Genomic DNA, 24,829 nt, shown 5'->3' on the forward strand with positions numbered 1-24,829 from the left:
GGCCGCGGGACAAGGGCTGGGAGTCTACCGCAGCGCCACGTCGGGCGACCACAGCAAAGCCGCGGGAGCCGTTATACTAGGCAACTTTCGATATCCGCCCTGCCCCTCCCGGAGCCCGCATGACCCAGGACCAACTCAAACAGGCCGTCGCCCAGGCCGCCGTCGACCTCATCCTGCCGAAACTGGATGAGAAAAGCGTCGTCGGCGTCGGCACAGGCTCGACCGCCAACTTCTTCATCGACGCCCTGGCCCAGCACAAGACCGCCTTCGACGGCGCCGTCGCCAGCTCCGAAGCCACCGCACAGCGCCTGAAGGGCCATGGTATCCCGGTGTACGAGCTGAACAGCGTCAGCGAGCTGGAGTTCTACGTGGACGGCGCCGACGAGAGCGATGCCCACCTCAACCTGATCAAGGGCGGCGGCGCGGCCCTGACCCGCGAGAAGATCGTCGCGGCAGTGGCCAAGACCTTCATCTGCATCGCCGACGGCAGCAAGCTGGTGCCGGTGCTGGGTGCCTTCCCTCTGCCGGTCGAGGTCATCCCGATGGCTCGCAGCCACGTGGCGCGCCAGCTGGTCAAGCTGGGCGGCGACCCGGTCTATCGCGAAGGCGTGGTAACCGACAACGGCAACGTCATCCTCGACGTGCACAACCTGCAGATCACCAACCCGGTGGAGCTGGAAAGCCAGATCAACGCGATCGTCGGCGTGGTTACCAATGGTCTGTTCGCGACGCGCCCGGCGGATGTGCTGTTGTTGGGGACCGCTGAAGGCGTGAAGAGCCTGAAGGCCGAGTAATCGCCAGCGAGGGCTGGGCCCTCGAATCGCTGGCAAGCCAGCTCCCACTGTGGGAGCTGGCTTGCCAGCGAACACCGGCGAAGCAAAGGGCCATCCTCAACCCATCAAGGTTGCTTGAACACATAGAACAGGTTCGGCTCACTGACCAGGTAGATGGTCCCGGCGTCGTCCATCGCAATCCCCTCAGCCTGTGGCACGGTCTGCTTCAACCCCTGGAAACCCTTGCGCAATGACAGGGTACTCAACGGCCGCCCCTTCACATCAAGCTCCAGCACCAGCCGCGACTCGTCGGACAGCGCCAGCAGGTGCCCGCTGCGTTCGTCGAACTGCAGGCTCGACAGATCCCTCACGAACAACCGCCGGTCGCGCTTGCGATCCTGCACCACATGCACAGCGTAGGGTTTGTCGGGATTGTCGTGGGGAAAGCCGTGCACCTCGTAGATCATCATCGGGTCCCGTTCTTTGGCCACGAACAGGCGCTTGCCTGCCGAGTCGTAGGCCAGCCCCTCGAACCCCTTGTTGCCGTTCAGGCCGATGCCCAGGGACAACTGCTCGGCGTCGGCGGCATCGAGGAACAGGGTGTCATCGTCCAGGCGCACACGAATCAGCCGCTGCTGGCGCTCATCGGTGATCACGTAGCTGTTGGGCCCGACGTACTCCACCGCCTCGGGGTCGCCGAAGCCGGTCAGCGGGACACGGCGCAGGATACGGCCATCCAGTGACAACTCGATTAGCTCCGACCGGGCATTGGTGACGGTGAACAGGCTCTTGCGGTCGGGGTCGTAGGTCAACGCCGAGATGTCGTCGTCCAGGCCCTCGATAGGCCTGGCCTCGAGCACCACCTGGTAACGATCCAGGCCGATGCTCTGCTCAGCCGGCTGCCACCAGGTCTTGAGGTTGAACCAGCCCCGCTCGAACAAGCGGAACTCGTGCCCGGCAGCCCCCAGCACGAGCAGGCAGACAAACACGAAGAAGACGAAGATCAGGCGAACGTGGCGGCGCATGCGGGCGGACTCGGCAATAGGAGCGCGTAGCTAACCACTATCAACTGAAGCAAAGCTTAATGCCACCATCAGAAATGGCTGATCGGTCAGTTCTTTTTGAAGCGATAGAACAGATTCGGCTCGCTGACCATGTACAGGTTGCCCTGATCGTCCATTGCCACTCCCTCGGCCCGCGGAATGGTGTCAGCCAGGCCATTGAAGCCGCCCAGCAGGGTCATGAAGCTGACCTGCTCACCCTTTTCGTCAAGCTCGAGCAGCATGTTGGAGTCTGCCGACAATGCCAGCAGATGCCCTGTGCGCGGGTCGATACCCAGCGCGGACAAGTTGCGCAGATCCAGTTCGTCGCTGGCCAGCGGCTGCTTCTGGCCCTTGAGCGGGCTGCGCCCATCGGTGTTCCAGATGAACATCCTGGGCGGCCGCTCGGCGCCGATGACCAGGCGCTGGCGCATCAGGTCCCAGGCAATGGCCTCGAAGCCCTTGTTGCCTTCATCAGCGTCGCCCAGGTCGTAGGGCTGGTAGTCGGCGCGGTTCAGCGACGTGGTGCCGGCATCCACCTTGACCAGCGTCAGGTCATGGTTGCGCTCATCGACGATGGCGATCTGGCCATCCTCAAGCACCGCCACCCCTTCCGGGTTGGACCAGCCCACCAGGGGAATCTTGCGCAACACGTCGCCATCGAGGGTGAGCTCGACCAGGAACGGGTGCTTGCCCATGACTGCGAACAACGACCGGGTGTGCGGGTTGAACGCCAGGTCCGACGCCTCGTCACGCTCCATGCCGGGCAACGGCTTGGCATCGATGTCGACCACGTAGCTGGGCAGCCAGATGCTTTCCTGGCGTTCAGCCTGGCTTTCGAAACCTTCCTTTATCCACAGCAGGCCGCGGTCGTCCCAGTGCATGGCCGAAATGACGCCATAGCCAATAACCGCAGCTGCTGCCAGGCCGAACGGCCAGCGCCGGTAAAAGGGGCGCTTGGGAGACACGGAAGCGCGGGAGGGAGAGGGCATGCAAGGGTCCTGAGGGTAGGCGTAGGTTCGCGCATTATCCGCAAAGGGTGTGAAAAAACGGTAAACGTCTCTGCACTTTTTGCAGGAAAGGCGCGAACCTTCGGGTCAGAGTACCCGGCTCTCGAACCGGCTGACGCCTGGAAGCTCCAGCACCAGCTCGTCGCCAACCTTGAACGGCCCCACGCCCGCCGGAGTGCCGGTGAGGATCACATCACCCGCCTGCAACGAGAAGCACGCGGCCATATGCTGGATCATCGGCACGATAGGGTTGAGCATCATCGCGCTGTTGCCGTCCTGGCGCACCTCGCCGTTGATGGTCAGGCGTATACCGATGTCCTTCACATCCTCGAAGGCGCCTGCCGAGACGAACGGCGGCAGCACGCAAGCACCATCGAAGCTTTTGCACAGCTCCCACGGCAGGCCCTTTTCCTTCAGTTTGCTCTGCAGGTCGCGCAGGGTGAGGTCCAAAGCCGGGGCATAGCCGGAAATGGCATCGAGCACTTCTTCCTCGGTCGGCTTGGTCGACAACGCCTTGCCCAGCAACACCGCGATTTCCGCCTCGTAGTGCACCGAGCCACGCTCGGTCGGAATCTTGAAGCCACCTTCCAGGGGCACCACGCAACTGCCGGGCTTGATAAACAGCAGCGGCTCGCTGGGGATGGGGTTGTCCAGTTCCTTGGCATGCTCGGCGTAGTTGCGGCCAATGCACACCACCTTGCCCAGCGGGAAGTGGATGCGCGTGCCGTCTACGTACTGGTGCTGGTAACTCATGGCCGACTCCTGTGAACACTGCTTTTTATTCGGGAGCGAAGATCTTACCCGGATTCATGATGCCGTTCGGGTCGAACACCGCCTTGATCGCCTTCATGCAGGCGATTTCTTCCGGTGAGCGGCTGTAGCCCAGGTAATCGCGCTTGGTCATGCCCACGCCGTGCTCGGCGGAGATCGAGCCGTTGTAACGCTCGACGATCTCGAACACCCACTTGTTGACCTTGGCGCAGGAGGCGAAGAAGTCGTCCTTGCTCATGTGGTCGGGCTTGAGGATGTTCAGGTGCAGGTTGCCGTCGCCGATATGGCCGTACCAGACCACCTCGTAGTCCGGATAGTGCTCGCCGACGATGGCATCGATGTCGCGTAGAAACGCCGGCACTTTCGAGACGGTGACAGAGATGTCGTTCTTGTACGGCGTCCAGTGGGAGATGGTCTCGGACAGGTACTCGCGCAGCTTCCACAGGTTCTTCAGCTGGGTGTCGCTCTGGCTCATCACCCCGTCCAGCACCCAGCCCTGCTCGACGCAGTGCTCGAAGGTGGCGAGCGCCTCGTTGGCCACCTCCTCGGTGCTGGCTTCGAACTCCAGCAGGGCATAGAAAGGGCAGTCGGTTTCGAATGGCGCGGGCACATCGCCCCTGGCGAGGATCTTGGCCAGGCCCTTGTCGGAAAAGAACTCGAAAGCGGTGAGGTCGAGCTTGCCCTGGAAGGCGTGCAGCACTGGCATGATCGCGTCGAAGTCAGGCGTGCCCAGCACCATCGCCGTAAGGTTGCGCGGCGCACGGTCGAGGCGCATGGTCGCCTCCACCACGAACCCCAGGGTGCCTTCGGCGCCGATGAAGAGTTGGCGCAGGTCGTAGCCGGTGGCGTTCTTGATCAGGTCCTTGTTCAGCTCGAGCAGCTCGCCCTTGCCGGTGACCACCTTCAGCCCAGCCACCCAGTTGCGGGTCATGCCGTAGCGGATCACCTTGATTCCGCCGGCATTGGTGCCGATATTGCCGCCGATCTGGCTGGAGCCGGAGGAGGCGAAGTCCACCGGATAGTAAAGCCCCTGGTCCTCGGCGAACTGCTGAAGCTGGCGGGTCACCACGCCCGGCTGGCACACGACGGTTCGATCGAACTCATTGAAGGCCAGGATCTGGTTCATGTAGTCGAAGGCGACCACCACCTCGCCATGGGCGGCCACGGCAGCGCCCGACAATCCTGTACGCCCGCCCGATGGCACCAAGGCGACCTTGTGCCGGTTGGCCCAGCGCACGATGGCCTGGACTTGATCGATGGTTTTGGGGAAGACGATCGCGCTTGGCGCAGGCGGGTAGTGCTTGGTCCAGTCCTTGCCGTAGGCGTCGAGCGAGGCAGGGTCGGTGAGGACCTTGCCAGGGTCGACCAGGGTCATCAGTTCATCAATTACCACGGACTGGGTCATCGCTGGAACTCTCGACTTATTCATAGTCACCCTGAGCACGCTTCACCTGTCGGGATGGGCTCAGATTGTGTCGCGTATGCTAGCATAGCCCTCCCGCTGTTCGTGCTAAGGCCGACGCCGCGCCGCTTCACCCCCCTCGCCATTTTTCTCCGGGATACAGGTTTACGCAGATGAGCAAGACTTCTCTCGACAAGAGCAAGATCAGGTTCCTTCTTCTTGAAGGCGTCCACCAGAATGCGGTGGATATCCTCAAGGCTGCCGGGTACAGCAACATCGAGTACCTCACCGGCTCGCTGCCGGATGCAGAGCTGAAGGAAAAGATCGCCGATGCCCACTTCATCGGCATCCGCTCGCGCACCCAGCTGACCGAAGAGGTCTTCGACTGTGCGAAGAAACTGGTCGCGGTCGGCTGTTTCTGCATCGGCACCAACCAGGTCGACCTGAGCGCGGCCCGCAACCGCGGCATCGCGGTGTTCAACGCGCCGTACTCCAACACCCGTTCGGTGGCCGAACTGGTGCTGGCCGAAGCCATCCTGTTGCTGCGCGGCATCCCCGAGAAGAACGCCTCCTGCCACCGCGGTGGCTGGATCAAGAGCGCGGCCAACTCCTTCGAGATCCGCGGCAAGAAACTGGGCATCGTCGGCTATGGCTCGATCGGTACCCAGCTGTCGGTGCTGGCCGAAAGCCTGGGCATGCAGGTCTACTTCTACGACCCGCTGACCAAGCTGCCGCTGGGCAACGCCACCCAGGTCACCAGCCTGAACGAGCTGCTGGGCCTGGCCGACATCGTCTCGCTGCACGTGCCCGAGCTGCCATCCACCCAGTGGATGATCGGCGAGAAGGAAATCCGCGCGATGAAGAAGGGCGCGATCCTGATCAACGCCGCCCGTGGCACCGTGGTCGAGCTGGACCACCTGGCCGCCGCGATCAAGGACAAGCACCTGATCGGCGCCGCCATCGACGTGTTCCCGGTCGAGCCACGCTCCAACGACGAAGAGTTCGAAAGCCCGCTGCGTGGCCTGGACAACGTGATCCTGACCCCGCACATCGGTGGTTCCACCGCCGAAGCCCAGGCCAACATCGGCCTGGAAGTGGCCGAGAAGCTGGTCAAGTACAGCGACAACGGTACCTCGGTGTCGTCGGTCAACTTCCCGGAAGTCGCGCTGCCGGCCCACCCAGGCAAGCACCGCCTGCTGCACATCCACGAAAACATCCCGGGCGTACTCAGCGAGATCAACAAAGTGTTCGCCGAGAACGGTATCAACATCTCCGGTCAGTTCCTGCAGACCGACGAGAAAGTGGGTTACGTGGTCATCGACGTCGATGCCGAGTACTCCGATCTGGCCCAGGAAAAACTGCAGCATGTGAAGGGCACTATTCGCTCGCGCGTACTGTTCTAAGTTTGCCGGCTGCATGAGAAAGGGAGGCCCTGGTGGCCTCCCTTTTTCGTTGCGTGCGTCTACAGAGCAAGCGTCATTTGACGATGACGGTGATCTTCTGTGACTCGACGCTCGGTTTGAACGGCACATGGTACATGTCGCCCAGCACCAGTTGCAGGGCGTGCTTGCCCGGCGTCAGGGTGATGGTCGCCTCGGTCTGTGCCTTGCCGAAGTGCAGTACTTGCGGGCCAGCTGGCAGGGGTGCGTTGTTCTCCGGCATCAGGCTGGTCGGCAACGGCATGTCGGCGACCGGCGCCTTGTCCACATCTACCAGCAGATGGTGATGCCCGGTGTGCGGAGTCTGGTCACCCGCAGGCTTGAGGCCCATGCCCTCGATACCGAACTTGACGGTGAAGGTCTTGTCGACCGTGGCCCCGTCGGCGGGGGAAACGATGAAGACCTTGGCGCCCTCCGGTGGCTGCTGGCTCTTCAGCGCATCCGCGGCACTGGCGAACACCGACGCCCCCATCAGCAGACCGGCGACGGCAGCACGCGAAAATAGGCTTTTCATTCACTTCTCCTGTGATTCACTTCAATTGACCGCTATCACTTAAACGAAGCACAGCGGTACTTCACCATAGTCCAACCAGCCAGGCAGAGGTTCAAAAACAGGGGCAGAAATATTTCAGGCCGGCGTAAACATTAACGCGGCTACACGGTCATAGGCTGCGTTCGACCGCGGCAGAAAAGAAAGCCTCGGCGAATGACATTCACCTGCCGAACAAGAAGGGGCACTCATGCGTTTGACCATTGGCATTCTGCTGGCGGTATTGTTCAGCCCACTGGCCCAGGCCGAACTGATCGACGAAATCAACGACCGTGGCGAACTGCGGATTGCCGTGCTGAGCGATTCACCACCTTATGCGTTCAAGGAAGACGAACACCTGACCGGTTTCGAGATCGAGTTGGGCCAGGCCCTGGCCAAGGAGCTGGATGTGCGGGCCGAGTTCGTCGAGACCGCAGCCGAAGAGGTGCTGCCTGGGGTGGAGAGCGGCAAGTTCGACATGGCCTTCAATAAGCAAGGCATCGAACCGAGCGACCAACTCGACACCATTCGGACCCTCGCCAGCCAGAAACTGGTGATTCCGTACCTGAAGGGCAATCCAGCCTTCGAGACGGCTGTGAGCAATGCCCTGCAACGGATCGAGGACGATGGCCGCCTGGCTGACCTGGAAAGCAAATGGCTCAAGGGCACCAAGCAGGCGAGCGCCGGACAGTAACACCACATCGCGGGGCAAGCCCGCTGCCGCGCAACGCTGCCGTCATGCTCAGCATTGCGTGGGAACGGGCTTGCCCCGCGATCAGATCTGGCTCAACGCTCGCTGCGCGTCTTCCAGCTCCAGCTCGCTGAACACCAGTACCCCTTCGCGCCGCAACAAGGCCGTGGTCACGCCCTCACCTGCCACCTTCACACCGCTGAAACTGCCGTCATAGGTCTGCAGATTGCCACACGAGGGGCTGCCCGACTTGAGGACCACCACACGGATGCCATGCCGACGCACCAGTTCCAGCGCCACGCGGGCCCCGGCGAGAAAGGCGCCGCTGACATCATCGCCGGTCACCGTCAGCACCTGTGCCTGCCCATCCAGAACCGCCCCGCCCTGCCCACCGGGTATCTCCGCAGGCGGTCGTGGTGTAGGCAAGCCACCGGCAACCTCCGGGCACAGTGGCACCACCCTGCCTTCTGCCTGCCAACGCTGCAATACGTCGGGATGGCCGCTGGCACGCCCGTCATAGCGTACCGGCTGGCCCAACAGGCAGGCGCTGACCAGCACCTTCGCCAGCTCAGAACGGCTCATTGCCACGGCGCCGGAACCAACCGGTCAACGACAGGCGTTCACGCCCTGCCGGGAGTACCTCGTGCGGGACTTCACCCGACAGGAACACCACCAGGCTACCGGCCAACGGCGCCACGTCGTGTTCGACATCGCCCTTCAGGAACATGCGCAATTGTCCACCGTCCTGCGGCTGCCAACCCTCGTTGAGGTACAGCACGGCCGACACCATGCGCCGGTCATCGTCGCGGAAGCGGTCGAGATGGCGCTTGTAGAAGGCGCCCGGCGGATACAGGGCAAAGTGGCACTCAAAGTCCTCGAGCCCCAGGAACAACCCCCGGTTGATGGCCTGGCGCAGGCTGTCCATTGCCCCCAGGTAGCGGTCGCAGACCTCCGATTCACCGGGGTCGATCCACTGGATCTGGTCGCCACGGATCGCCTCGCGGATCTCCTGCGCGGCGCCACGCCCTATGCCGGCGGGGTTCAGCTCACCCTCGGCGTAGCGACGACGGCATTCGGCCGCCAGCGCACGCGACAGTTCGTCGGGCAGGAAAAGAGATTGCTGCGACCAGCCACGGGTGGCCAGGTCATCGACAATGGTCGACAGCAGCGGATGTTCGGAAGGAATGTGCATGGCGCATCATAGCCATTCGGCCATCGCTCGCACAGCGCCACTTGGTCAGGAAGCGCCGCTGGCGACTCGACAAAGCCCCGCCACGCCAAGGACAATAGCGGCCTGCCGACAGGAGTCCTGAATGCGCCGTCTGTTTTCCCTGCTTCTGCTGATGATCTGCACCATGCCTGTCTGGGCAGACACCCTCGATCAGCTGTACAAGGTCGCTGGCTGGCCCGACCAGCGCGCCCATTTCAACGATGCCGTGAGCGCCGCCCAACAGCGCTACCGCAACAGCTTGCCGCCTGCGGTCTACCAGGCGCTGGTCAACAACAGCAACCAACGGTTCCAGGCCCAGGCCATGGACCAAAGGGCCCAGGCGCAACTGCGCGCCAACCTGCCCAACCCCTCGCCGGCCCTGGCCTTCTTCCAGTCGCCGCTGGGGCGCAAGGTCGTGGCCGCCGAGCTACTTGCCACACGCAAGGACCAACTGGCCAAGCACGCCAAGGGCCTGCCGAAGATCCAGGCCAGCGACAACCGCGTGCTGATCGTCGGCCACCTGGCCCAGGCCTTGCCCGCCCGCGAGGCCGGCGCCGAGGTCAGCCTGGCGATCGCCGGCGTGGCGGCCGACAGCCTGAGCTCGATGCTGCCCGGCCTGTTCGGCGGCGGCCAAGCCCAGAACCTGCTCGATGGCCAGCGCCAGCGTTTGATGAACCAAGTGGGCGAGGATTTGAACAACACGTTGTTGTACGTCTATCGCGACCTGTCCGACGCTGAGCTCGAGCAGTTCGCCACCTTCGCCGAATCGACGGACGGCCAGGCCTACTACAAGGCCGCGGTGGCCGCGATTCGCGCCGCCCTGGCCGTGGGCCAGAACGCCGCCAACCTGAAGTAAGTCAGTCCAGGCGCTGGCCGATGAACTCGAAGTAGCGCTGGCGGATGCCGGGCAGCTCGTTGGCCAGGTGGTGCCGTGCCTCAGGCAGCATGAGGATCTGCGGCTCTGCGAACTTGGCCTTGAGCACCTTGAGGTTGTACGGCCAATCTACCGTACCGTCCGCCTCGCCCTGCACGATCAGCGGCCGCCGCGTACTCCGGGGCGCGGCTTCGATGCGCCGGACCCACTTCATCAGCGCACCGACCCAGGCGGTCGGCAGGCGCCGTGGCTGTAGCGGGTCAGCTTCGAGAAAAGGCAGGAAGCCCGGGTCGTTGGTGTTTTCGCTGAAGCGCCGCTCGATGCCATTGACGAAGTGGCGCAGCACGCAATAGCTCAGCTTCGACCAGCGCCAAGCGCGCGGGCGCACCAGGGGGGCCAACAGGATTGCCTCGCCGTCGACAGGGCTGCTTTCGCCCTGGTGCAACAGATGGTCGACCACGATCGCCCCACCGGTGCTTTGGCCACAGAGATGCCAGGGCCGTGGCAGGTCGAGCAGGCGGGCCTGTTCGAACAACGCCTCGAGCACCTGCTGGTAGATGCTGAAATCATCGATGCTGGCCCGTTCGCCACTGGACAGACCATGCCCAGGCAGATCGCAGCCGATCACGGCGTAGCCGCGCCCCAGGGCCCATTCGATCACATGGCGGTATAGCCCCATGTGATCGTAGTAGCCATGCAACAGGAACAACGTCGCCTGTGGCCGTTCGGGCAGCCAGACCTGGCCGACCAGGTCGAAGCCTGCCACCTGGAAGCCGCCCAGCCAACTGTGTGCGGACAGGCCCAGGCCGTAGAAGCCCTGGTAGGCCTGGCCCTGGGTGGACAGCAGGTGGCGATCGGCAAGGGGCGGCAGGCTGGCGCGCAGCAGGTCGGGGTGGAAACTGGCGGGCATCGGTACATCCAGAGTGAAGCAAGTATTGATCTGCGATATTCAGCTCTGGGCCGCGTCATGGCAAGCTTGCTGCCTTTCTCAACGACACACGCGACCTCGTGGGAGCGGGCTTGCCCCGCGATAGCGATGCTGGCTTCACCGCAGCCATCGCGGGACAAGCCCGCTCCTGCAGGTACCGCGACCGGGCCCCTATGGCGAAGCGACTTCTGATATTCCTTGCACTGCTGCTCTGCGCTGCCACCGCCTGGTGGGCCTACGACAGCTTCCAGTCCCGCTACCTGCGTCCGTTCGACAACCAGGCCACCTTCTTCGACGGCAGCCAACTGCGCCTCCCAGCCGAGCTGGCCGGCCCGGGCCCGATCCGCGTGGTGCACTTCTGGGACCCGGCCTGCCCGTGCAATGTCGGCAACCAGCAGCACCTGGGCGAGCTGGTCGAGCACTTCGCGCCGCTCGGGGTCAGTTTCCATGTCGTGCAAAAGCCTGGCAGCCACGGCCAACTGCCGGCCAATCTGGGAACACTGAAGCCCCTGGCCAGCCTGCCCGGCAGCGAGCACCTACCCGCCAGCCCCGCCGTGGCGATCTGGGACCACGACGGCAACCTCGCCTACTTCGGCCCCTACAGCGAAGGCGCGGTGTGCAACTCGAGCAACAGCTTCATCGAGCCGATCCTCAAGGCGCTGGCACAAGGGCGTCGGGTGCAGGCCTCAAATACCCTGGCGGTCGGCTGCTATTGCCCCTGGATCGATTGACGCACCCGCGCCGGATTACCCACCACCACCGCTCCGGCCGGCACATCCCGGGTCACCACACTGCCGGCGCCGACCACGGCGTTATCACCGATGGTCACCCCAGGCAGGATGATCGCCCCGCCGCCGATCCAGACATTGTCGCCAATGATCACCGGCCGCCCACTTTCCAGGCCGCTGCGGCGCAGCGCCGGGTCCAGCGGGTGGTCGGCGGTGTAGATCTGCACCGCCGGGGCGATCTGGCAGTCGGCGCCGATGCGCACCGGCAGCACGTCGAGGATCACGCAGTTGAAGTTCATGAAGGTGTTGGCGCCCACGCTGATGTTGTAGCCGTAGTCGCAGTGGAACGGCGGACGGATCACCACGCCTTCGCCCACGTTGGCGAAATGCGCCTTCAACAAATCATGGCGCGCCTCGTTGGGTTTCTCGACGCTGCCGTTGTAGCGGTGCATCCAGTGCCGGTTGGCCGCCTGCTCGGCTTGCAGCTCGGGGCAGCCGGCATGGTAGAGCTGGCCTGCCAGCATTTTCTGTTTTTCGCTGAGGGACATGGAAACTCCTTTCAGGGGGCTATGCTCAGTTCGCGAATCCGCCGATGATCGGACCACATTCTTTCGCTCGAGTGCACAAGGAGTCTCGATGAAGCGCAGCCTGACCTTGCTGGCGGTGGTGATCGCCGTGGCCGCTGCGGGCGGCGGTTACTGGTACGTGCAGGGCAAGCAGCCCCAGCGTGATGGCGAAGCGGCCATCAACGGCTTGCAGGCGCCGGTCAGCGTGCGCTTCGATGCCCGTGGCGTGCCGCACCTGCAGGCGCAGAACGAGCAGGACCTGTACCGCGCCCTGGGCTACGTACAAGCCCAGGACCGTCTGTTCCAGATGGAGATCATGCGCCGTCTGGCTCGCGGCGAGCTGGCCGAGGTGCTGGGCGAGAAGTTGCTGCCCACCGACACCCTGTTCCGCAGCCTGCGCATTCGCGACCAGGCAGCCTTGATGGTGCAGCGCCAGGACCGCCAGTCACCGGCCTGGCAGGCGCTGCAGGCGTACCTGGACGGCATCAACCAGTGGCAGGCCAGCCACCCCAAGCCGATGGAGTTCGACCTGCTCGGCATCACGCCGCGCCCCTTCACCGCCGAGGACACCCTGAGCATTGCCGGCTACCTCGCCTACAGCTTCGCCGCCGCGTTCCGCACCGACCCGGCGCTGACCTACATCCGCGACCAGCTCGGCCCCGAGTACCTGAAGATATTCGACCTCGACTGGCAGCCCGACGGCGCCGTGGCCACGCCGTTGGCCGCCGCCGACTGACGCAGCCTGGAGCAGTTGGCGCGGCTCAGCCACGAGGCCCTGGGCGATGCCGGCATTCCGCAGTTCGAGGGCAGCAACGCCTGGGCCGTGGCCGGCAGCCATACCCGCAGCGGCCGGCCACTGCTGGCGGGTGACCCGCACATCAGCTTCGCGGTGCCGGCGATCTGGTACGAAGCCGAGCTGTCGGCACCAGGCTTCAACCTGTATGGCTACTTCCAGGCGCTCAACCCGTTCGCCCTGCTCGGCCACAACCGCGACTTCGGTTGGAGCCTGACCATGTTCCAGAACGACGACGTCGACCTGATCGCGGAGCGGACCAATCCGCAGAACCCCGAGCAGGTGATGGTCGATGGCCGCTGGCAGTCGCTGGAAAAGACCGAGCAGAAAATCGCGGTCAAGGATGCGCAGCCGGCCAACATCACCTTGCGCCGCTCGCCCCACGGTCCGATCGTCAACAGCGTGCTCGGCGACACCGCCGGCCCGACGCCCATCGCCATGTGGTGGGCCTTCCTGGAAACCGAGAACCCGATACTCGAGGGTTTCTACCAGATCAACCGCGCCGACACCCTGGACAAGATGCGCGAGGCGGCAAGCAAGATCCAGGCGCCAGGGTTGAACCTGGTATGGGCCAGTGCCCGTGGCGACATCGGCTGGTGGGCGGCGGCGCGCCTGCCGATCCGCCCGGATGGCGTCAACCCGGCGTTCATCCTCGACGGCGGCAGCGGCCAGGCCGCCAAGCCGGGGTTCTACCCGTTCAGTGCCAATCCACAGCAAGAGAACCCGGCCAGCGGCTATATCGTCTCGGCCAATTACCAACCACCGGGCGCACTGCCCGTGCCCGGCTACTACAACCTGGCCGACCGGGGACGCCAGCTCGATCGCCTGTTACGCGACCCGGACATCAAGTGGGACACCCAGAACAGCCAGGCCTTGCAGCTGGACACCAGCACCGACTATGGCCCGCGTACCCTGGCACCGCTGCTCGGCACCTTGCGCAATGTCGCCCAAGGCGACGAAGAGAAGGAACTGGTCGAGCAACTGGCGGCCTGGCGCGGCGACTACCCGCTGGACTCCACCAGCGCCACGCTGTTCAACCAGTTCCTATACGAGCTGGCGTTCGCCGCCCTGCACGACGAACTGGGCGACACCTGGTTCCCGGTGCTGATCAGCACCCGTGCCATCGACGCCGCGCTGCCTCGCCTGGCTGGCGACCCTCAATCGCCGTGGTGGAATCTGCGTGGTAGCAATGAACACACCGATCGCAACGCCATCGTTCGCCTGGCCTGGCAGCGCAGCCTCAAGCACCTGCGCGAGACCTTCGGCAAGGATCCGGCCAGCTGGCAATGGGGCAAGGCCCATACCCTCACGCATAACCATCCGCTGGGCGTGAAGAAGCCGCTGAACCTGTTGTTCAATGTCGGGCCGTACGCCGCGCCCGGGACCCATGAGGTGCCGAACAACCTGTCGGCGAAGATCGGCCCGGCGCCCTGGCCGGTCACCTACGGGCCATCCACCCGCCGCCTGATCGACTTCGCCGACGCCGGCGCCGCGCTGACCATCAACCCGGTCGGGCAGAGTGGCGTGCCATTCGACCGGCACTATGGCGACCAGGCCGAGGACTACATCGAGGGGCGCTATCACAAGGCGCGGATGGGGGTGATTCCGGCGCAAAGCACGCTGCGGCTGGTGCCCAGATAGAAACCGGGGCCGCACAGCGGCCCTCTCGCAATCCATGAGGTCACGCAATGCAGAAACACTTCATCGAGATCGACGGAGCACGCATGAGCTATGTCGACCAGGGCCAGGGCTTCCCAGTGCTGCTCGGTCACAGCTACCTGTGGTCGTCCGCCATGTGGCAACCGCAGATCGACGCCCTGTCACGGCACTTCCGGGTCATCGTGCCTGAGCTGTGGGGCCACGGCGATTCCGCCGCTCCGCCCGCAAGCACCGTCGACATGGCTGCCCTGGCCCGCCAGCACCTGGCGTTGCTCGATGCCCTGGATATCCAGAAGTGCCACCTGGTCGGGCTGTCGGTTGGCGGCATGTGGGGCGCGCAGTTGGCCGTCGACCACCCTGAACGAGTCGACCGCCTGGTGCTGATGGACACCTACCTGGGCGCGGAGCCCGAGGCGACGCGGCTGAAGTATTTCGGTTTGCTGGATGCGGCAAGCAAAGCGGGAGCCTTCATCGACCCGTTGCTGGACGTTGTGGTGCCGATCTTCTTCCATGCCGGTGGCCAGACGGTGCCCGAGGTGCGCGAGTGCTTCCGTGCGGACCTCAAGGCAAGCAGCGCCGAAACCATCCGCGAAAGCCTCGACCCGATGGGCCGGGTGATCTTCGGCCGGCCAGACCTGCTGGCGCGACTCAGTGAGCTGCCGGGAGAGCGGACCATCGTGCTCTGTGGCGATCAGGACATACCAAGGCCACCGGCGGAGTCCGCCGAGATGGCGCAGTTGATTGGATGCCTAGCGGCACAGATTCCATTCGCCGGGCATATCTCCAGCCTGGAGAATCCGCAGGTGGTGAATGATTTCCTGTTGAACTGGTTACCGCGCAATTGCTGAGACCGAAAGGGGCTGCTTTGCAGCCCCGTTCAGGCGATCAGCCCTGCCAGTTGCCGCCCTCGACGATCACGCTCTCAGGCTTGGTGTCGTCGCTCAGCTCCTTGCGCACGTACTGGTCGTACAGCTTGAGCAGGAACTTCTCCTCGCCGAGCTTGGCCAGTTCGGCGTTCACCCAATCGCGCAACTCGGTATTGCCCTTCTTCACCGCCGGGGCGATCGGTGCTTCGTCACCCAACAGCTGTGGCAGCACGCGGTAGCCCGGGTTCTGCTTGGCCCAGCTGAACAGGATCAGGTTGTCCTGGGCATAGGCATCACCCCGACCGTTGGCCAACGCGGCCAGCGACTCGGTGTTCTTCTCGAACTTGAGCAGTTTCCAGTCCGGGTGGGTCTTGGTCAGCCAGATATCGGCGGTGGTGCCGGTGGTGACAATGATGGTCTTGTCGGCCAGGTCGTCGAGCTTCTGCACCGGACTGCCGTCGGCGACGATGGCCTGCACCGCCACGCGCAGGTTGGGGTTGGTGAAGTCCACGGCCTCCTTGCGCTCCGGGGTGACGGTCATGTTGGCGAGGATAAGGTCGACCTTGTCGCTCTGCAGGAACGGGATGCGGCTGGCAGGCTCGACCGCGACGAACTCGACCTTGTTCTCGTCGCCCAGCAGGTCCTTGGCGAAGCGACGACCGATGTCGGTGTCGAAGCCCACGTAGCGGCCGCTTTCATCGACGAAGCCGAACGGTGGCTTGTCGGTGAACACGCCGACGATCAGCTTGTCGCGGGCCTTGATGGTTTCCAGGTAGCTGCTGGCCGGCGAGGCGGCGGCGGGCTTGGCCGGGTCTTCGGATTTGTTGCAGCCGGCCAGCAGGGCCAGGCCCAGCAATGGAACGAGCAGTTTGGCGAACGGGGCAGTCTTCATGACAGTTCCTTGTGCAGTGGCTTAGACAGTGTCTTGGGCAGGCTTTCGACGAACGAGAATTTCTCCAGGAACTGCTGCGCGCGTGCGGTCTGCGGTTGAGTGAAGAAGCGCTCAGGGTGGTTCTGTTCAAGGATCCTGCCGGCCTCCATGAACACGATGCGGTCGGCCACCGCGCGGGCGAAGGCCATTTCGTGGGTGACGATGAGCAGGGTCATGCCTTCGCGGGCCAGACCCTGGATCACCTGCAGCACCTCCTTGACCATCTCCGGGTCGAGGGCGGCGGTGACCTCATCGAAGAGCATCACCTGTGGGTTCATGCATAACGAACGGACAATGGCGATGCGTTGCTGCTGGCCACCGGAGAGCTGGCGCGGGAACGCGTCACGCTTGTCCAGCAGCCCTACCCGGGCCAGCAGAGCCTCGGCCTGGGCCTGGGCCTCGTGGCGTTCGCGCTTCTGCACCTTCAGCGGCCCCAGCAGCAAGTTGTCGATCACGCTCATGTGGCCGAATAGGTGGTAGCTCTGGAACACCATGCCGACCCGTTGGCGCACCTGACGCCAGTCGGTGTCGGGGCCGAGCAGCTCCTGGCCGTCGAGGCGCAGGCTGCCGCCCTGGGCCTCTTCCAGGCCGTTGAGGCAGCGCAGCAGGGTGCTCTTGCCGCAGCCGCTGGGGCCGAGGATCACCACCACCTCGCCGGCCTCGACCTTGAGGTCGACGTCTGCGAGCACCTGGTGCTGGCCGAAGAACTTGTTGAAGCCTTGGAATTCGATCAATGGATTCATGCGTGGGCCCAGCGCCGCTCCAGCACGCGGGAGGCGGCTGACAGCGGATAGCAGACAAGAAAGAAGAACAGGAACAGCGCGCCGTAGATCAGCACCGACTCGTAGGTGCGCTCGATGATCTGCTGCCCCGCCTTGATCACTTCGACCACGCCGATCAGCACCGCCAGCGAACTAGTCTTGATGATCCGCGTGTAGATATTGATGGTCGGCGGGGTCATGCGCTTGAGCGCCTGGGGCAGCAGCACATAGGCATACAGCTGCCAGCCGCCCAGGCCGATCGACAACCCCGCCTCGCGCTGCCCGCGTGGCAGCGACTGCAAGGCGCCGCGCACCACCTCGCCGACCTCACTGGCGCCCCACAGGCCCAGCACCAGCACCGCGCACCAGAAGCTGGGGATGCTCAGGCCGAAGAAGATCGGCAAGCCGAAGAACACCAGGTACAGCCAGACCAGCACCGGAATCGCCCGGAACAGTTCCAGGTACACCTGCAACAGGATGTTCAGCCCACGGCTGCCGAGGGTCGCCAGCACGCCGTAGAGCACGCCGCCCAAGGTGGCGAACAGGATGCCCAGCGCCGAGATCGCCAGGGTCTGCCCGGCGCCCATGGCCAGTTGCGGCAGCGAAACCAGCAGCAACTCAATGCCCGAACTGGCCATGTTGCAGCCTCCGTTCCAGGTAGCGCAGCAGCAGCGACAGCGGCAGGAAGATCAGCACGCAGAGCAGGGTCAGCACGGCGAGCATTTCGTAGGTCTTGTAGTACAGGGCGATGTAGTTCTTGGTGGTGTAGAGAATCTCCGGCACCGCCACCGCCGAAACCACGGTGGTTTCCTTGAGCAGGAAGACGAAATTGGCGAACAGTGCCGGCAGGCTGAGGATGCCGGCCTGGGGCAGGATCACATGGCGCAGCAGCTGGCCCTCGGAAAGCCCGATGGAGCGCCCGGACTCCAGTTGCGCCCGTGGCACGGCCTCGACCCCGGCGCGCAGTACCTCGGTGAGGTAGGCACCGCCCATGAACGTCAGGGTGATGATCGCGGCAGCGAAGCCGGATACCTTCACCCCCAGGCTCGGCAAGGCGAAGTAGACGAAGAACAGCTGGATCAACAGCGGGGTGTTGCGCGCCAGCTCCACATAGCCCTTGACCAGGCGCCACAGGTACGGCGTGCGCAACACCAGGATCGTCGCATTGAGCAGCGCCACCAGCAACGAGGTGACGATTGCGATCGCCCCGACTTGCAGGGTCACGCCAACGGCCTTGAAGAAGGCCGGCAGTGTGCTAAGCATGAAAGCAGTGTCGAAGCTCATGGAAGGGGCCTCGGCACGGGGTCACGAAGGTACGGCATGGGAAGGTCCAGGGTCGGCGCGAGGGTAGCTCGGCGTCGTTTCACGAATAGTGGCGCTGTGCCGGTAAGCACGATTCCTAGACTCTAAAGGCATAAAAATATTTTTATAAATATCTTTATTGCATATCTATATCACCACCCCGTGACGCTCAGAAATTTCCTTCACTAGACGCGGATCTTTCCGAGGATTTTCCCCTCCAAGGGATTTCAAACTGTGACTTGCACGGCCCATCACATTCAACAAGGAAGACAACGATGAACAGCCCCTGCTTGCCTGCTTCGAACGAACAACTGCTGTGGCTCCTGGCGCTGCGCCGGGCCCTGGCGACTCAGCGCTGAGGCTTGCGCTGCACTGCTCGAGACCGGCCAGTCCGTCAGGCCAGCGCAAACAAAAACGCCGACGCAAAATGCGTCGGCGTTTTTCGTTCCAGGTCGCGTATCAGAACGCTGGCAGTACCGCGCCGCTGTACTTCTTCTCGATGAATGCCTTCACTTCCGGGCTGGTCAGCGCCTTGGCCAGCTTCTGGATAGCCGCGCTGTCCTTGTTGTCCGGGCGGGCAACCAGGAAGTTCACGTACGGCGAATCGCTACCTTCGATCACCAGGGCGTCCTTGGCCGGGTTCAGGCCGGCTTCAAGCGCATAGTTGGTGTTGATCATGTCCAGGTCGACCTGATCCAGCACACGCGGGAGCATGGCCGATTCAAGCTCCTTGAACTTGAGCTTCTTCGGGTTCTCGGCGATATCCTTCGGCGTGGCCAGGGCGTTCTTCGGATCCTTCAGGGTAATCAGCCCGGCCTTCTGCAGCAGCAGCAGGGCACGGCCACTGTTGCTCCCCTCGTTGGGGATGGCCACGGTCGCGCCGTCCTTCAGCTCGGCCAGGCTCTTGACCTTCTTCGAGTAGCCACCGAACGGTTCGACGTGCACGCCGATCACGGTCTCCAGGTGGGTGCCCTTGCCTTCGTTGAAGTTCTTCAGGTACGGCAGGGTCTGGAAGTAGTTGGCGTCCAGGCGCTTCTGGTCGACCTGCACATTGGGCTGGACGTAGTCGGTGAAGACCTTGATCTCCAGGTCCACGCCTTCCTTGGCCAGGGTCGGCTTGATCAGTTCGAGGATTTCGGCATGCGGCACGGGCGTGGCGGCCACCACCAGTTTCTCGGCGGCGTTGGCGAGGCCCGCGAACGACAGTGCGGCGGCCAGGGCGGTGGTCAGCAGGGTCTTTTTCATGGTGATCCTTGTTCTAAAGCTGGGCCATCGCAGATGGCGAGTCGGGTGCCCATCCGTTCGGGTGGGCGTGCAGCGGACAATACCGAGATTTTTTATTCCGGAACAATATCTTTTGATTAGCTGCTTATGCCAAAAACAAATGGCCATCACGCCCTTTGCTTATGAACGGCGGCAGACTGCTCTACGGCGAGCTTTTCCCCAGTCGTGCCAGCGCCGCGCCGAGCAGATCGCGCAGTTCGGCCAAGGTATCCGCCTCTCGACTGCCGCCTAGCTGCATGAGCTGGCGGGCCAGGCTGGCGAGGGGAGCGGTATCGGGCAGGTCGAGATGCGCGGGGAGGATTTCCTCGCCATCGCTGACCAGCAGGGCGAAGTGAATGACGTTCTCCAATTCGCGGGTATTGCCCGGCCAGGCATGCGCTTCGAGCGCCTGCTGGGCGGCCTCGCTGATGAGGGGAACCGGCCGATCCAGGCGCACGCTGTAGATCCCCACGAAGTACTCGGCCAACGGCAGGATATCGCCGACCCGCTCACGCAGCGCCGGCAACGCCAGCTCACCTTCGTGCAGGTAATGGTAGAGCCGCTCGTTGAAACGCCCCGCGCGCACTGCCAGCGCCAGGTCGATGCTGGACGCGGCCACCAGCCGCACATCGACCGCCTGCGGTTGCGTGGCGCCGACCCGGATCACCTCGCGATTCTCCAGGGCGGCCAACAGCTTGCCCTGGATCGCCAGGGGCAGGTCGGCGATCTCGTCCAGATACAACGTGCCGCCATTGGCCGAACCGAACCATCCGGCGCGACTGCTGGCAGTACCGCCCTGGCTACCGGCGCTGTAGCCGAACAGCTCGGCATCGGCATAGGTCGGGCTGATGGCCGCGCAGTTGACCGACACGAACAGCCCGCCCCGATCGCTGGCGCGATGAATCTGCCGGGCCAGCAGCTCCTTGCCAGTGCCGGTCTCGCCGCGAATCAGCACCGGCAACGGTTGTGGCGCCAGCCGCTCCAGGGCCTGGCGCAGCGCCTGGGAGCGCGGATCGACGAACACCAGCGCCTTGGCGCGGATGCTCAGCGGGCTCTTGTCCAGTTCGGGGAAGGTCAGCAGCGGCTGACCGAATGGTGTGTGAAATGTCATGGAATACTCCCGCCCCGGCCGCAAGCGGTCGAGGGATTCAGCTCAGTCGATGAAACCTGTGGATCAGGCGCGGCGCAGGGCGCGCTGGTCGACACGGGCCTGCAGCCGGTAGAGATAGGCAAAGCCTTGCTCCCAGCGCAGGTGCCCGGACTTGACGTTGATATGCCCGGCGTTGGCCAACAGCCCGGCTTCGGCGCCCCAGGCCTGCGCCAGGTACAACGCGCGCGGCACGCTCACCGCCGGGTCGTTGTCGGAGCTGACCACTTGGCTGGGAAACGGCAGGGCCTGCAGGGGAATCGGCGCGAAATTGCGCAGGGCCGGCGCGCAATTCGGCCGCTCGACATCCGCCGGTGCCACCAGCAGCGCGCCGCGCACCCTTTGCTGTAGATCAGGGCTGGCCTGGGCGGCCCAATGCGCGACCGTGATGCAGCCGAGGCTGTGGGCGATGAGAATCACCGGCGAGCGCTCGGCGGCAATCGCCTGCTCCAATGCCTGTACCCAATCGCGCCGTTGTGGCGTGAGCCAGTCGCTCTGCTCGACCCGTGCGCTGTTGGGCAGGCTGCGCTGCCAGTGACTCTGCCAATGGTTGTCTGGCGATCCTTGCCAGCCCGGCACAATCAGGTAACGAATCGACTCATTGCGCATGGGGACGCCTCCGGAAGTTTGCGTGCTTGGGTGCAAGTATAGGGAGGGGGTTATATTCGTAAAGGAATAAGAAGCTATTTATTAATAACCAAAATACCAAAATGAAAGAGTCCTGGCTTCGCGCATAAAAAAAGGGCCATCCCCTGCCAAGGAAAATGGCCCCTAAGCACTTGCCTGAAGAAGGTATCGCCGGTCAGCGCGCGGTAATCACCGCCAGCTTGCTGATCCCGGCACGCTCGATCGCCGCCATTGCGCGGGCGACCTCGCCATAGTTCACACCATCGTCGGCCTGCAGCTGCACACGCAGCTCGGCGTCCTTGTCCTTGGCAACCTTGAGGTTGGTCTCCAGCAGGTCGGGCTGGATCTCGTCCTTGTTGATGAACAGCTTGCCGCTGCCGTCGATGCTCACCACCAGCGGGTCCTTCTGCTCCACCGGGGCCACGGCCTCGGTCTTGGGCAGGTTGATCGGGATGGCGTTGGTCAGCAACGGCGCGGTGACGATGAACACCACCAACAGCACCAGCATGACGTCCACCAACGGCGTGACGTTGATTTCACTCAACACTTCATCGCTGTCCTGGGTCGAGAAGGCCATGTCAGGACGCCTCCTTCACAGGTTGGGTGAAGCCGGTGTGCTGGCGCTGCACCGCCGGGTGCACCAGCACGCGGAAGGCACTCTTCTGCGCCAGGCTGTAGAAGTCGTGGGCGAAGTCGTCGAGGTCGGCGGCGGTCAGCTTGAGGCGACGGAGGAAGTAGTTGTAGACCAGCACCGCTGGCACCGCGACGGCGATCCCCACGCCGGTGGCCACCAACGCCGCGCCGATAGGCCCGGCCACGGTCTCCAGGCTCGCCGAGCCCGCCGCGCTGATGCCCTTGAGCGCCTCCATGATGCCCCACACCGTGCCGAACAGGCCGATGAAGGGCGAAGTGCTGCCGATACTGGCCACCACCGCCAGGCCGGTTTCCAGCGAACGACGCTCACGGACGATCTGCTGGCGCAGGGCGCGCTCCAGGCGGTCCTGGTGGTTGATGGCCTGGCTCAAATCGTTAGCGTGACCAGGCTCGCCAACCGCGATCGCCGCAAAGCCCGCCTGGGCGACACGGGCGGCCGGGCCTGGCAGATCGTGGGCCGGCTCGGCGGCGGAGTCGAGGCTGGACGCAGCCCAGAACTGCTGGTGGAAGCGCTTGTCCTGGTTCTTCAGGCGCACGAACTGCACGACCTTGACCAGGGCCAGCGCCCAGGTGGCGACGGAGAAGCCGACCAGCAGCCAGATGACCGCGCCTTCAACGGATTCGAGGGGAGATGCCAACACGCTCATGATGAAGTCCTTCCTGTGTACGCTCGCAAGTTAACGAAGCTTGAAATCGATCGGTACGCTGACCCAACCCACCTGGGCCACCTCGCCCTGCTTGGCCGGGACGAAGCTCCAGCGTTTCACCGCGGCCAGTGCGGCGGCGTCCAGGGCGTCGCGGCCACTGCTCTTCTGGATCTGGATCTGCCCCGGCTTGCCACTGGGCAGCACCTCGACGCGCAGCAGCACGGTGCCCTCCCAGCCACGGCGCTGGGCCATCTGCGGATATTCCGGCGCCGGGTTCTTGAGGTACGCGGCGTTGGCCGAGGCTGGCGTCACCGGGGCCGGGGCGGGTGGCGCAGGCGCAGGCGAAGGCGGAGCCGGCGCGGCCACGGACGTAGGCGTGGGTGGCGGCACTTCGACTGGTTTCGGCTGCGGTTTTGGCTGTGGCTTGGCCACAGGCTTGGGCACGACCTTCGGCTTGGGTTTGGGCTTGGCAGCCAACTCGTCGAGCACCGGCGGTGGCGGTTCGAGCACAGGCGCTGCCGGGGCTGGCGGCGGCGGCTCGACGACTGGCGGCGCGGGCGCGGCGAACTCGATGGTCATGGGCGGAATCTGCGGCGGCACGATGGGCAACGCCGGGGTCGGTGCCTGGTTGATCCAGTAGGCGACGGCACCGTGCAGGGCCAGCACCAGCAGCACCAACGCCAGCTTGTCGCGTCGTTTGAGGCCGCTCAGCGGCGTGCGTTGCAGGCGTAACTGGCCAAGCGGCAGGCGTAGCGTGCGTCCGAGCTCGACCAGGTCGCCCGATGCCGGGTGCCATGGCGGCTCAAAGGCCCTGACGGCCGTCTGGACATTACCCATTGCTAGAAACTCCTGGAGTGATGATTCAGGTGTGTGGCTGAATCATCGGGCCTAGGGGCTTAGCTCATAAAGAAATGTTTAAACGTAAAATTAGACCTAAATGGAATAATTATTTCGATGGTCTGTCCACAACCCGCGTATTTCGCGGCCTGCCGCAGAACAGCTTGCGAACGATGCCTTATCAGCATGCAAAATATTCGTTCAAGGCATCAATCCGCTGCGAGGGCTTTACCCTCGATCGCTGGCAAGCCAGCTCTCACAGGTCATTGCAGCAGACCCTGTACTGTGGGAGCCGGCTTGCCGGCGATGGGCTGCAGCGCAGCCCCGACTATCCGCCAGCACATAAAAAACCCAGGACCATGCCCGGGCTTTTCCTTTCATGCCTGCAGCTCAGATATCCGCCACCTTCTGCCATACCTTTGGCCGGAAGAACAACGTCTCCCCGCGCGCCAACCCGGTCAGGCTGTCGTGATCCTTGACCACCTCGGCCTCGATCAGCTCGCTTTGCCCTTCCACCTTCAAGGTGACCCGGGTGGTCGCGCCCAACGGGCGGATATCGCGGACCTCGGCGGCATGGTGGCCTTCGGTCTCATGGCGCGACAGCGACACCTCGTGCGGGCGGAACAGCACATGGTGGCCTTCACTGAGCGCCAGGCGGTTGGAGTCACCAAGGAAGTGGTAGACAAAGTCGTTGGCCGGCTTTTCGTACACCTCGCCAGGCGAACCGATCTGCTCGATCACGCCCTTGTTCATCACCACGATGCGGTCGGCGACTTCCATGGCCTCTTCCTGGTCGTGGGTAACGAATACCGAGGTCAGGTTGATGTCCTCGTGCAGCCGCGCCAGCCAGCGGCGCAGCTCCTTGCGCACCTTGGCATCCAGCGCCCCGAACGGCTCGTCGAGCAGCAATACCTTGGGCTCCACCGCCAGGGCACGAGCCAGGGCGATACGCTGGCGCTGGCCACCGGACAACTGCTCGGGGTAGCGATCGGACAACCAGTCGAGCTGCACCATGTTCAGCAGCTCGTGGACCTTCTCGGCGATCTTGCTCTCGCTCGGGCGCTCGCCCTTGGGTTTCATGCGCAGGCCGAAGGCGACGTTGTCGAACACGCTCATATGGCGGAACAGCGCGTAGTGCTGGAACACGAAGCCGACGTTGCGATCACGCACGTCGTGCCCGGACACGTCTTCACCATGGAACACGATGCTGCCGTCATCCGGGGTTTCCAGGCCGGCGATAATGCGCAGCAGGGTGGTCTTGCCGCAGCCCGACGGGCCAAGCAGGGCAACCAGCTCGCCGCTGTGGATGTCCAGGTTGATGTTGTCCAGGGCCTGGAAGCTGTTGAAGCGCTTGCTGACGTTACGAACTTCGATCGACATG

At 63.9% G+C, this 24,829-nt stretch carries 26 protein-coding genes and 1 pseudogene; 7 read left to right on the plus strand and 20 right to left on the minus strand.

The window, feature by feature from the left end; genetic code table 11:
* Nucleotides 1-119 precede the first annotated feature (119 nt).
* Nucleotides 120-794: a ribose-5-phosphate isomerase RpiA gene (rpiA, locus tag KHO27_RS20910; protein ID WP_214500715.1), complete on the plus strand. Its 675-nt coding sequence runs from the start codon at nucleotides 120-122 to the stop codon at nucleotides 792-794.
* Nucleotides 795-898: 104 nt separating this feature from the next.
* Here the strand turns inward: rpiA and KHO27_RS20915 are convergent, their stop codons facing one another.
* From KHO27_RS20915 to KHO27_RS20930, 4 genes are all read right to left on the minus strand, one after another.
* Nucleotides 899-1,798: an SdiA-regulated domain-containing protein gene (locus KHO27_RS20915; protein ID WP_111531981.1), complete on the minus strand. Its 900-nt coding sequence runs from the start codon at nucleotides 1,796-1,798 to the stop codon at nucleotides 899-901.
* An 86-nt stretch (nucleotides 1,799-1,884) separates the two neighbouring features.
* The gene (locus KHO27_RS20920; RefSeq protein ID WP_214500716.1) at nucleotides 1,885-2,805 is read right to left on the minus strand and encodes an SdiA-regulated domain-containing protein; all 921 of its coding nucleotides are present in this window, start codon (nucleotides 2,803-2,805) and stop codon (nucleotides 1,885-1,887) included.
* A gap of 105 nt (nucleotides 2,806-2,910) precedes the next feature.
* On the minus strand, nucleotides 2,911-3,576 hold the full coding sequence (locus KHO27_RS20925) for a fumarylacetoacetate hydrolase family protein (protein WP_110697233.1): 666 nt from the start codon (nucleotides 3,574-3,576) through the stop codon (nucleotides 2,911-2,913).
* Nucleotides 3,577-3,601: 25 nt separating this feature from the next.
* The gene (locus tag KHO27_RS20930) at nucleotides 3,602-4,999 is read right to left on the minus strand and encodes a D-2-hydroxyglutarate dehydrogenase (protein ID WP_110697231.1); all 1,398 of its coding nucleotides are present in this window, start codon (nucleotides 4,997-4,999) and stop codon (nucleotides 3,602-3,604) included.
* 170 nt (nucleotides 5,000-5,169) lie between these two features.
* On the opposite strand from KHO27_RS20930, the gene serA reads away from it, so the two are divergent.
* Nucleotides 5,170-6,399 (plus strand): phosphoglycerate dehydrogenase, encoded by a 1,230-nt coding sequence (gene serA / locus KHO27_RS20935; RefSeq protein ID WP_110697229.1) that lies wholly within the window; start codon nucleotides 5,170-5,172, stop codon nucleotides 6,397-6,399.
* Between the two features lie 73 nt (nucleotides 6,400-6,472).
* Here serA and KHO27_RS20940 read toward each other — a convergent pair whose 3' ends face one another.
* The gene (locus KHO27_RS20940; RefSeq protein ID WP_214500717.1) at nucleotides 6,473-6,949 is read right to left on the minus strand and encodes a DUF4399 domain-containing protein; all 477 of its coding nucleotides are present in this window, start codon (nucleotides 6,947-6,949) and stop codon (nucleotides 6,473-6,475) included.
* 226 nt (nucleotides 6,950-7,175) lie between these two features.
* Between KHO27_RS20940 and KHO27_RS20945 the strand changes: the two genes are divergently transcribed.
* Nucleotides 7,176-7,658: a transporter substrate-binding domain-containing protein gene (locus KHO27_RS20945; RefSeq protein WP_214500718.1), complete on the plus strand. Its 483-nt coding sequence runs from the start codon at nucleotides 7,176-7,178 to the stop codon at nucleotides 7,656-7,658.
* 81 nt (nucleotides 7,659-7,739) lie between these two features.
* On the opposite strand, the gene KHO27_RS20950 is transcribed toward KHO27_RS20945, so the two are convergent.
* A complete protein-coding gene (locus KHO27_RS20950) occupies nucleotides 7,740-8,237 on the minus strand; it encodes a 2-thiouracil desulfurase family protein (protein WP_110697223.1) in 498 nt (165 codons plus the stop codon).
* Complete coding sequence (locus tag KHO27_RS20955; protein WP_110697221.1) at nucleotides 8,224-8,847, minus strand: 2OG-Fe(II) oxygenase; 624 nt, start codon at nucleotides 8,845-8,847, stop codon at nucleotides 8,224-8,226. Before KHO27_RS20955 ends, KHO27_RS20950 begins: the two co-directional genes overlap by 14 nt.
* Nucleotides 8,848-8,968: 121 nt before the next feature.
* On the opposite strand from KHO27_RS20955, the gene KHO27_RS20960 reads away from it, so the two are divergent.
* Complete coding sequence (locus KHO27_RS20960; protein WP_038707001.1) at nucleotides 8,969-9,721, plus strand: DUF2059 domain-containing protein; 753 nt, start codon at nucleotides 8,969-8,971, stop codon at nucleotides 9,719-9,721.
* A gap of 1 nt (nucleotide 9,722) precedes the next feature.
* Here KHO27_RS20960 and bipL read toward each other — a convergent pair whose 3' ends face one another.
* Nucleotides 9,723-10,649, minus strand: a complete 927-nt coding sequence (gene bipL / locus KHO27_RS20965) for a phospholipase BipL (RefSeq protein ID WP_102684738.1) — start codon at nucleotides 10,647-10,649, stop codon at nucleotides 9,723-9,725.
* A gap of 191 nt (nucleotides 10,650-10,840) precedes the next feature.
* Here bipL and KHO27_RS20970 point away from each other — a divergent pair, with 191 nt between their 5' ends.
* Nucleotides 10,841-11,398: a DUF6436 domain-containing protein gene (locus KHO27_RS20970; protein WP_094010966.1), complete on the plus strand. Its 558-nt coding sequence runs from the start codon at nucleotides 10,841-10,843 to the stop codon at nucleotides 11,396-11,398.
* Here KHO27_RS20970 and KHO27_RS20975 read toward each other — a convergent pair.
* Nucleotides 11,377-11,943 carry a sugar O-acetyltransferase gene (locus KHO27_RS20975; protein WP_214500719.1) on the minus strand — a complete coding sequence of 189 codons (567 nt, stop codon included), beginning with the start codon at nucleotides 11,941-11,943 and terminating at the stop codon, nucleotides 11,377-11,379. The genes KHO27_RS20970 and KHO27_RS20975 overlap by 22 nt on opposite strands.
* An 88-nt stretch (nucleotides 11,944-12,031) precedes the next feature.
* Between KHO27_RS20975 and KHO27_RS20980 the strand changes: the two are divergent.
* Together KHO27_RS20980 and KHO27_RS20985 are read left to right on the plus strand one after the other, a co-directional pair.
* A pseudogene (locus tag KHO27_RS20980) lies at nucleotides 12,032-14,395 on the plus strand (penicillin acylase family protein).
* Between the two features lie 47 nt (nucleotides 14,396-14,442).
* Entirely contained in the window at nucleotides 14,443-15,261 is an 819-nt protein-coding gene (locus KHO27_RS20985; RefSeq protein ID WP_110697211.1) for an alpha/beta fold hydrolase, read from the plus strand.
* 37 nt (nucleotides 15,262-15,298) lie between these two features.
* On the opposite strand, the gene KHO27_RS20990 is transcribed toward KHO27_RS20985, so the two are convergent.
* The 11 genes from KHO27_RS20990 to KHO27_RS21040 form a co-directional block, all read right to left on the minus strand.
* On the minus strand, nucleotides 15,299-16,171 hold the full coding sequence (locus tag KHO27_RS20990) for a transporter substrate-binding domain-containing protein (protein ID WP_214500720.1): 873 nt from the start codon (nucleotides 16,169-16,171) through the stop codon (nucleotides 15,299-15,301).
* Nucleotides 16,168-16,953: an amino acid ABC transporter ATP-binding protein gene (locus KHO27_RS20995; protein WP_110697207.1), complete on the minus strand. Its 786-nt coding sequence runs from the start codon at nucleotides 16,951-16,953 to the stop codon at nucleotides 16,168-16,170. The genes KHO27_RS20990 and KHO27_RS20995 overlap by 4 nt, the downstream gene beginning before the upstream one ends.
* A complete protein-coding gene (locus KHO27_RS21000; protein WP_214500721.1) occupies nucleotides 16,950-17,609 on the minus strand; it encodes an amino acid ABC transporter permease in 660 nt (219 codons plus the stop codon). The genes KHO27_RS20995 and KHO27_RS21000 overlap by 4 nt, the downstream gene beginning before the upstream one ends.
* On the minus strand, nucleotides 17,590-18,255 hold the full coding sequence (locus KHO27_RS21005; RefSeq protein WP_102684747.1) for an amino acid ABC transporter permease: 666 nt from the start codon (nucleotides 18,253-18,255) through the stop codon (nucleotides 17,590-17,592). The genes KHO27_RS21000 and KHO27_RS21005 overlap by 20 nt, the downstream gene beginning before the upstream one ends.
* A gap of 477 nt (nucleotides 18,256-18,732) precedes the next feature.
* A complete protein-coding gene (locus tag KHO27_RS21010; protein ID WP_094010961.1) occupies nucleotides 18,733-19,518 on the minus strand; it encodes a MetQ/NlpA family ABC transporter substrate-binding protein in 786 nt (261 codons plus the stop codon).
* 181 nt (nucleotides 19,519-19,699) lie between these two features.
* Entirely contained in the window at nucleotides 19,700-20,647 is a 948-nt protein-coding gene (locus KHO27_RS21015; RefSeq protein WP_110697203.1) for a sigma 54-interacting transcriptional regulator, read from the minus strand.
* A gap of 63 nt (nucleotides 20,648-20,710) precedes the next feature.
* The gene (locus KHO27_RS21020; RefSeq protein WP_111531976.1) at nucleotides 20,711-21,292 is read right to left on the minus strand and encodes an alpha/beta hydrolase; all 582 of its coding nucleotides are present in this window, start codon (nucleotides 21,290-21,292) and stop codon (nucleotides 20,711-20,713) included.
* Nucleotides 21,293-21,485: 193 nt separating this feature from the next.
* Nucleotides 21,486-21,887 carry an ExbD/TolR family protein gene (locus KHO27_RS21025; protein ID WP_111531975.1) on the minus strand — a complete coding sequence of 134 codons (402 nt, stop codon included), beginning with the start codon at nucleotides 21,885-21,887 and terminating at the stop codon, nucleotides 21,486-21,488.
* A 1-nt stretch (nucleotide 21,888) separates the two neighbouring features.
* Nucleotides 21,889-22,611: a MotA/TolQ/ExbB proton channel family protein gene (locus tag KHO27_RS21030; protein ID WP_110697198.1), complete on the minus strand. Its 723-nt coding sequence runs from the start codon at nucleotides 22,609-22,611 to the stop codon at nucleotides 21,889-21,891.
* Between the two features lie 30 nt (nucleotides 22,612-22,641).
* The gene (locus tag KHO27_RS21035; RefSeq protein ID WP_110697196.1) at nucleotides 22,642-23,448 is read right to left on the minus strand and encodes an energy transducer TonB; all 807 of its coding nucleotides are present in this window, start codon (nucleotides 23,446-23,448) and stop codon (nucleotides 22,642-22,644) included.
* A gap of 390 nt (nucleotides 23,449-23,838) precedes the next feature.
* On the minus strand, nucleotides 23,839-24,828 hold the full coding sequence (locus KHO27_RS21040) for a sulfate/molybdate ABC transporter ATP-binding protein (protein ID WP_008093195.1): 990 nt from the start codon (nucleotides 24,826-24,828) through the stop codon (nucleotides 23,839-23,841).
* Between the last annotated feature and the right edge of the window lies 1 nt (nucleotide 24,829).

It is taken from the genome of Pseudomonas sp. RC3H12 (assembly GCF_018596375.1).
Lineage (GTDB): Bacteria > Pseudomonadota > Gammaproteobacteria > Pseudomonadales > Pseudomonadaceae > Aquipseudomonas.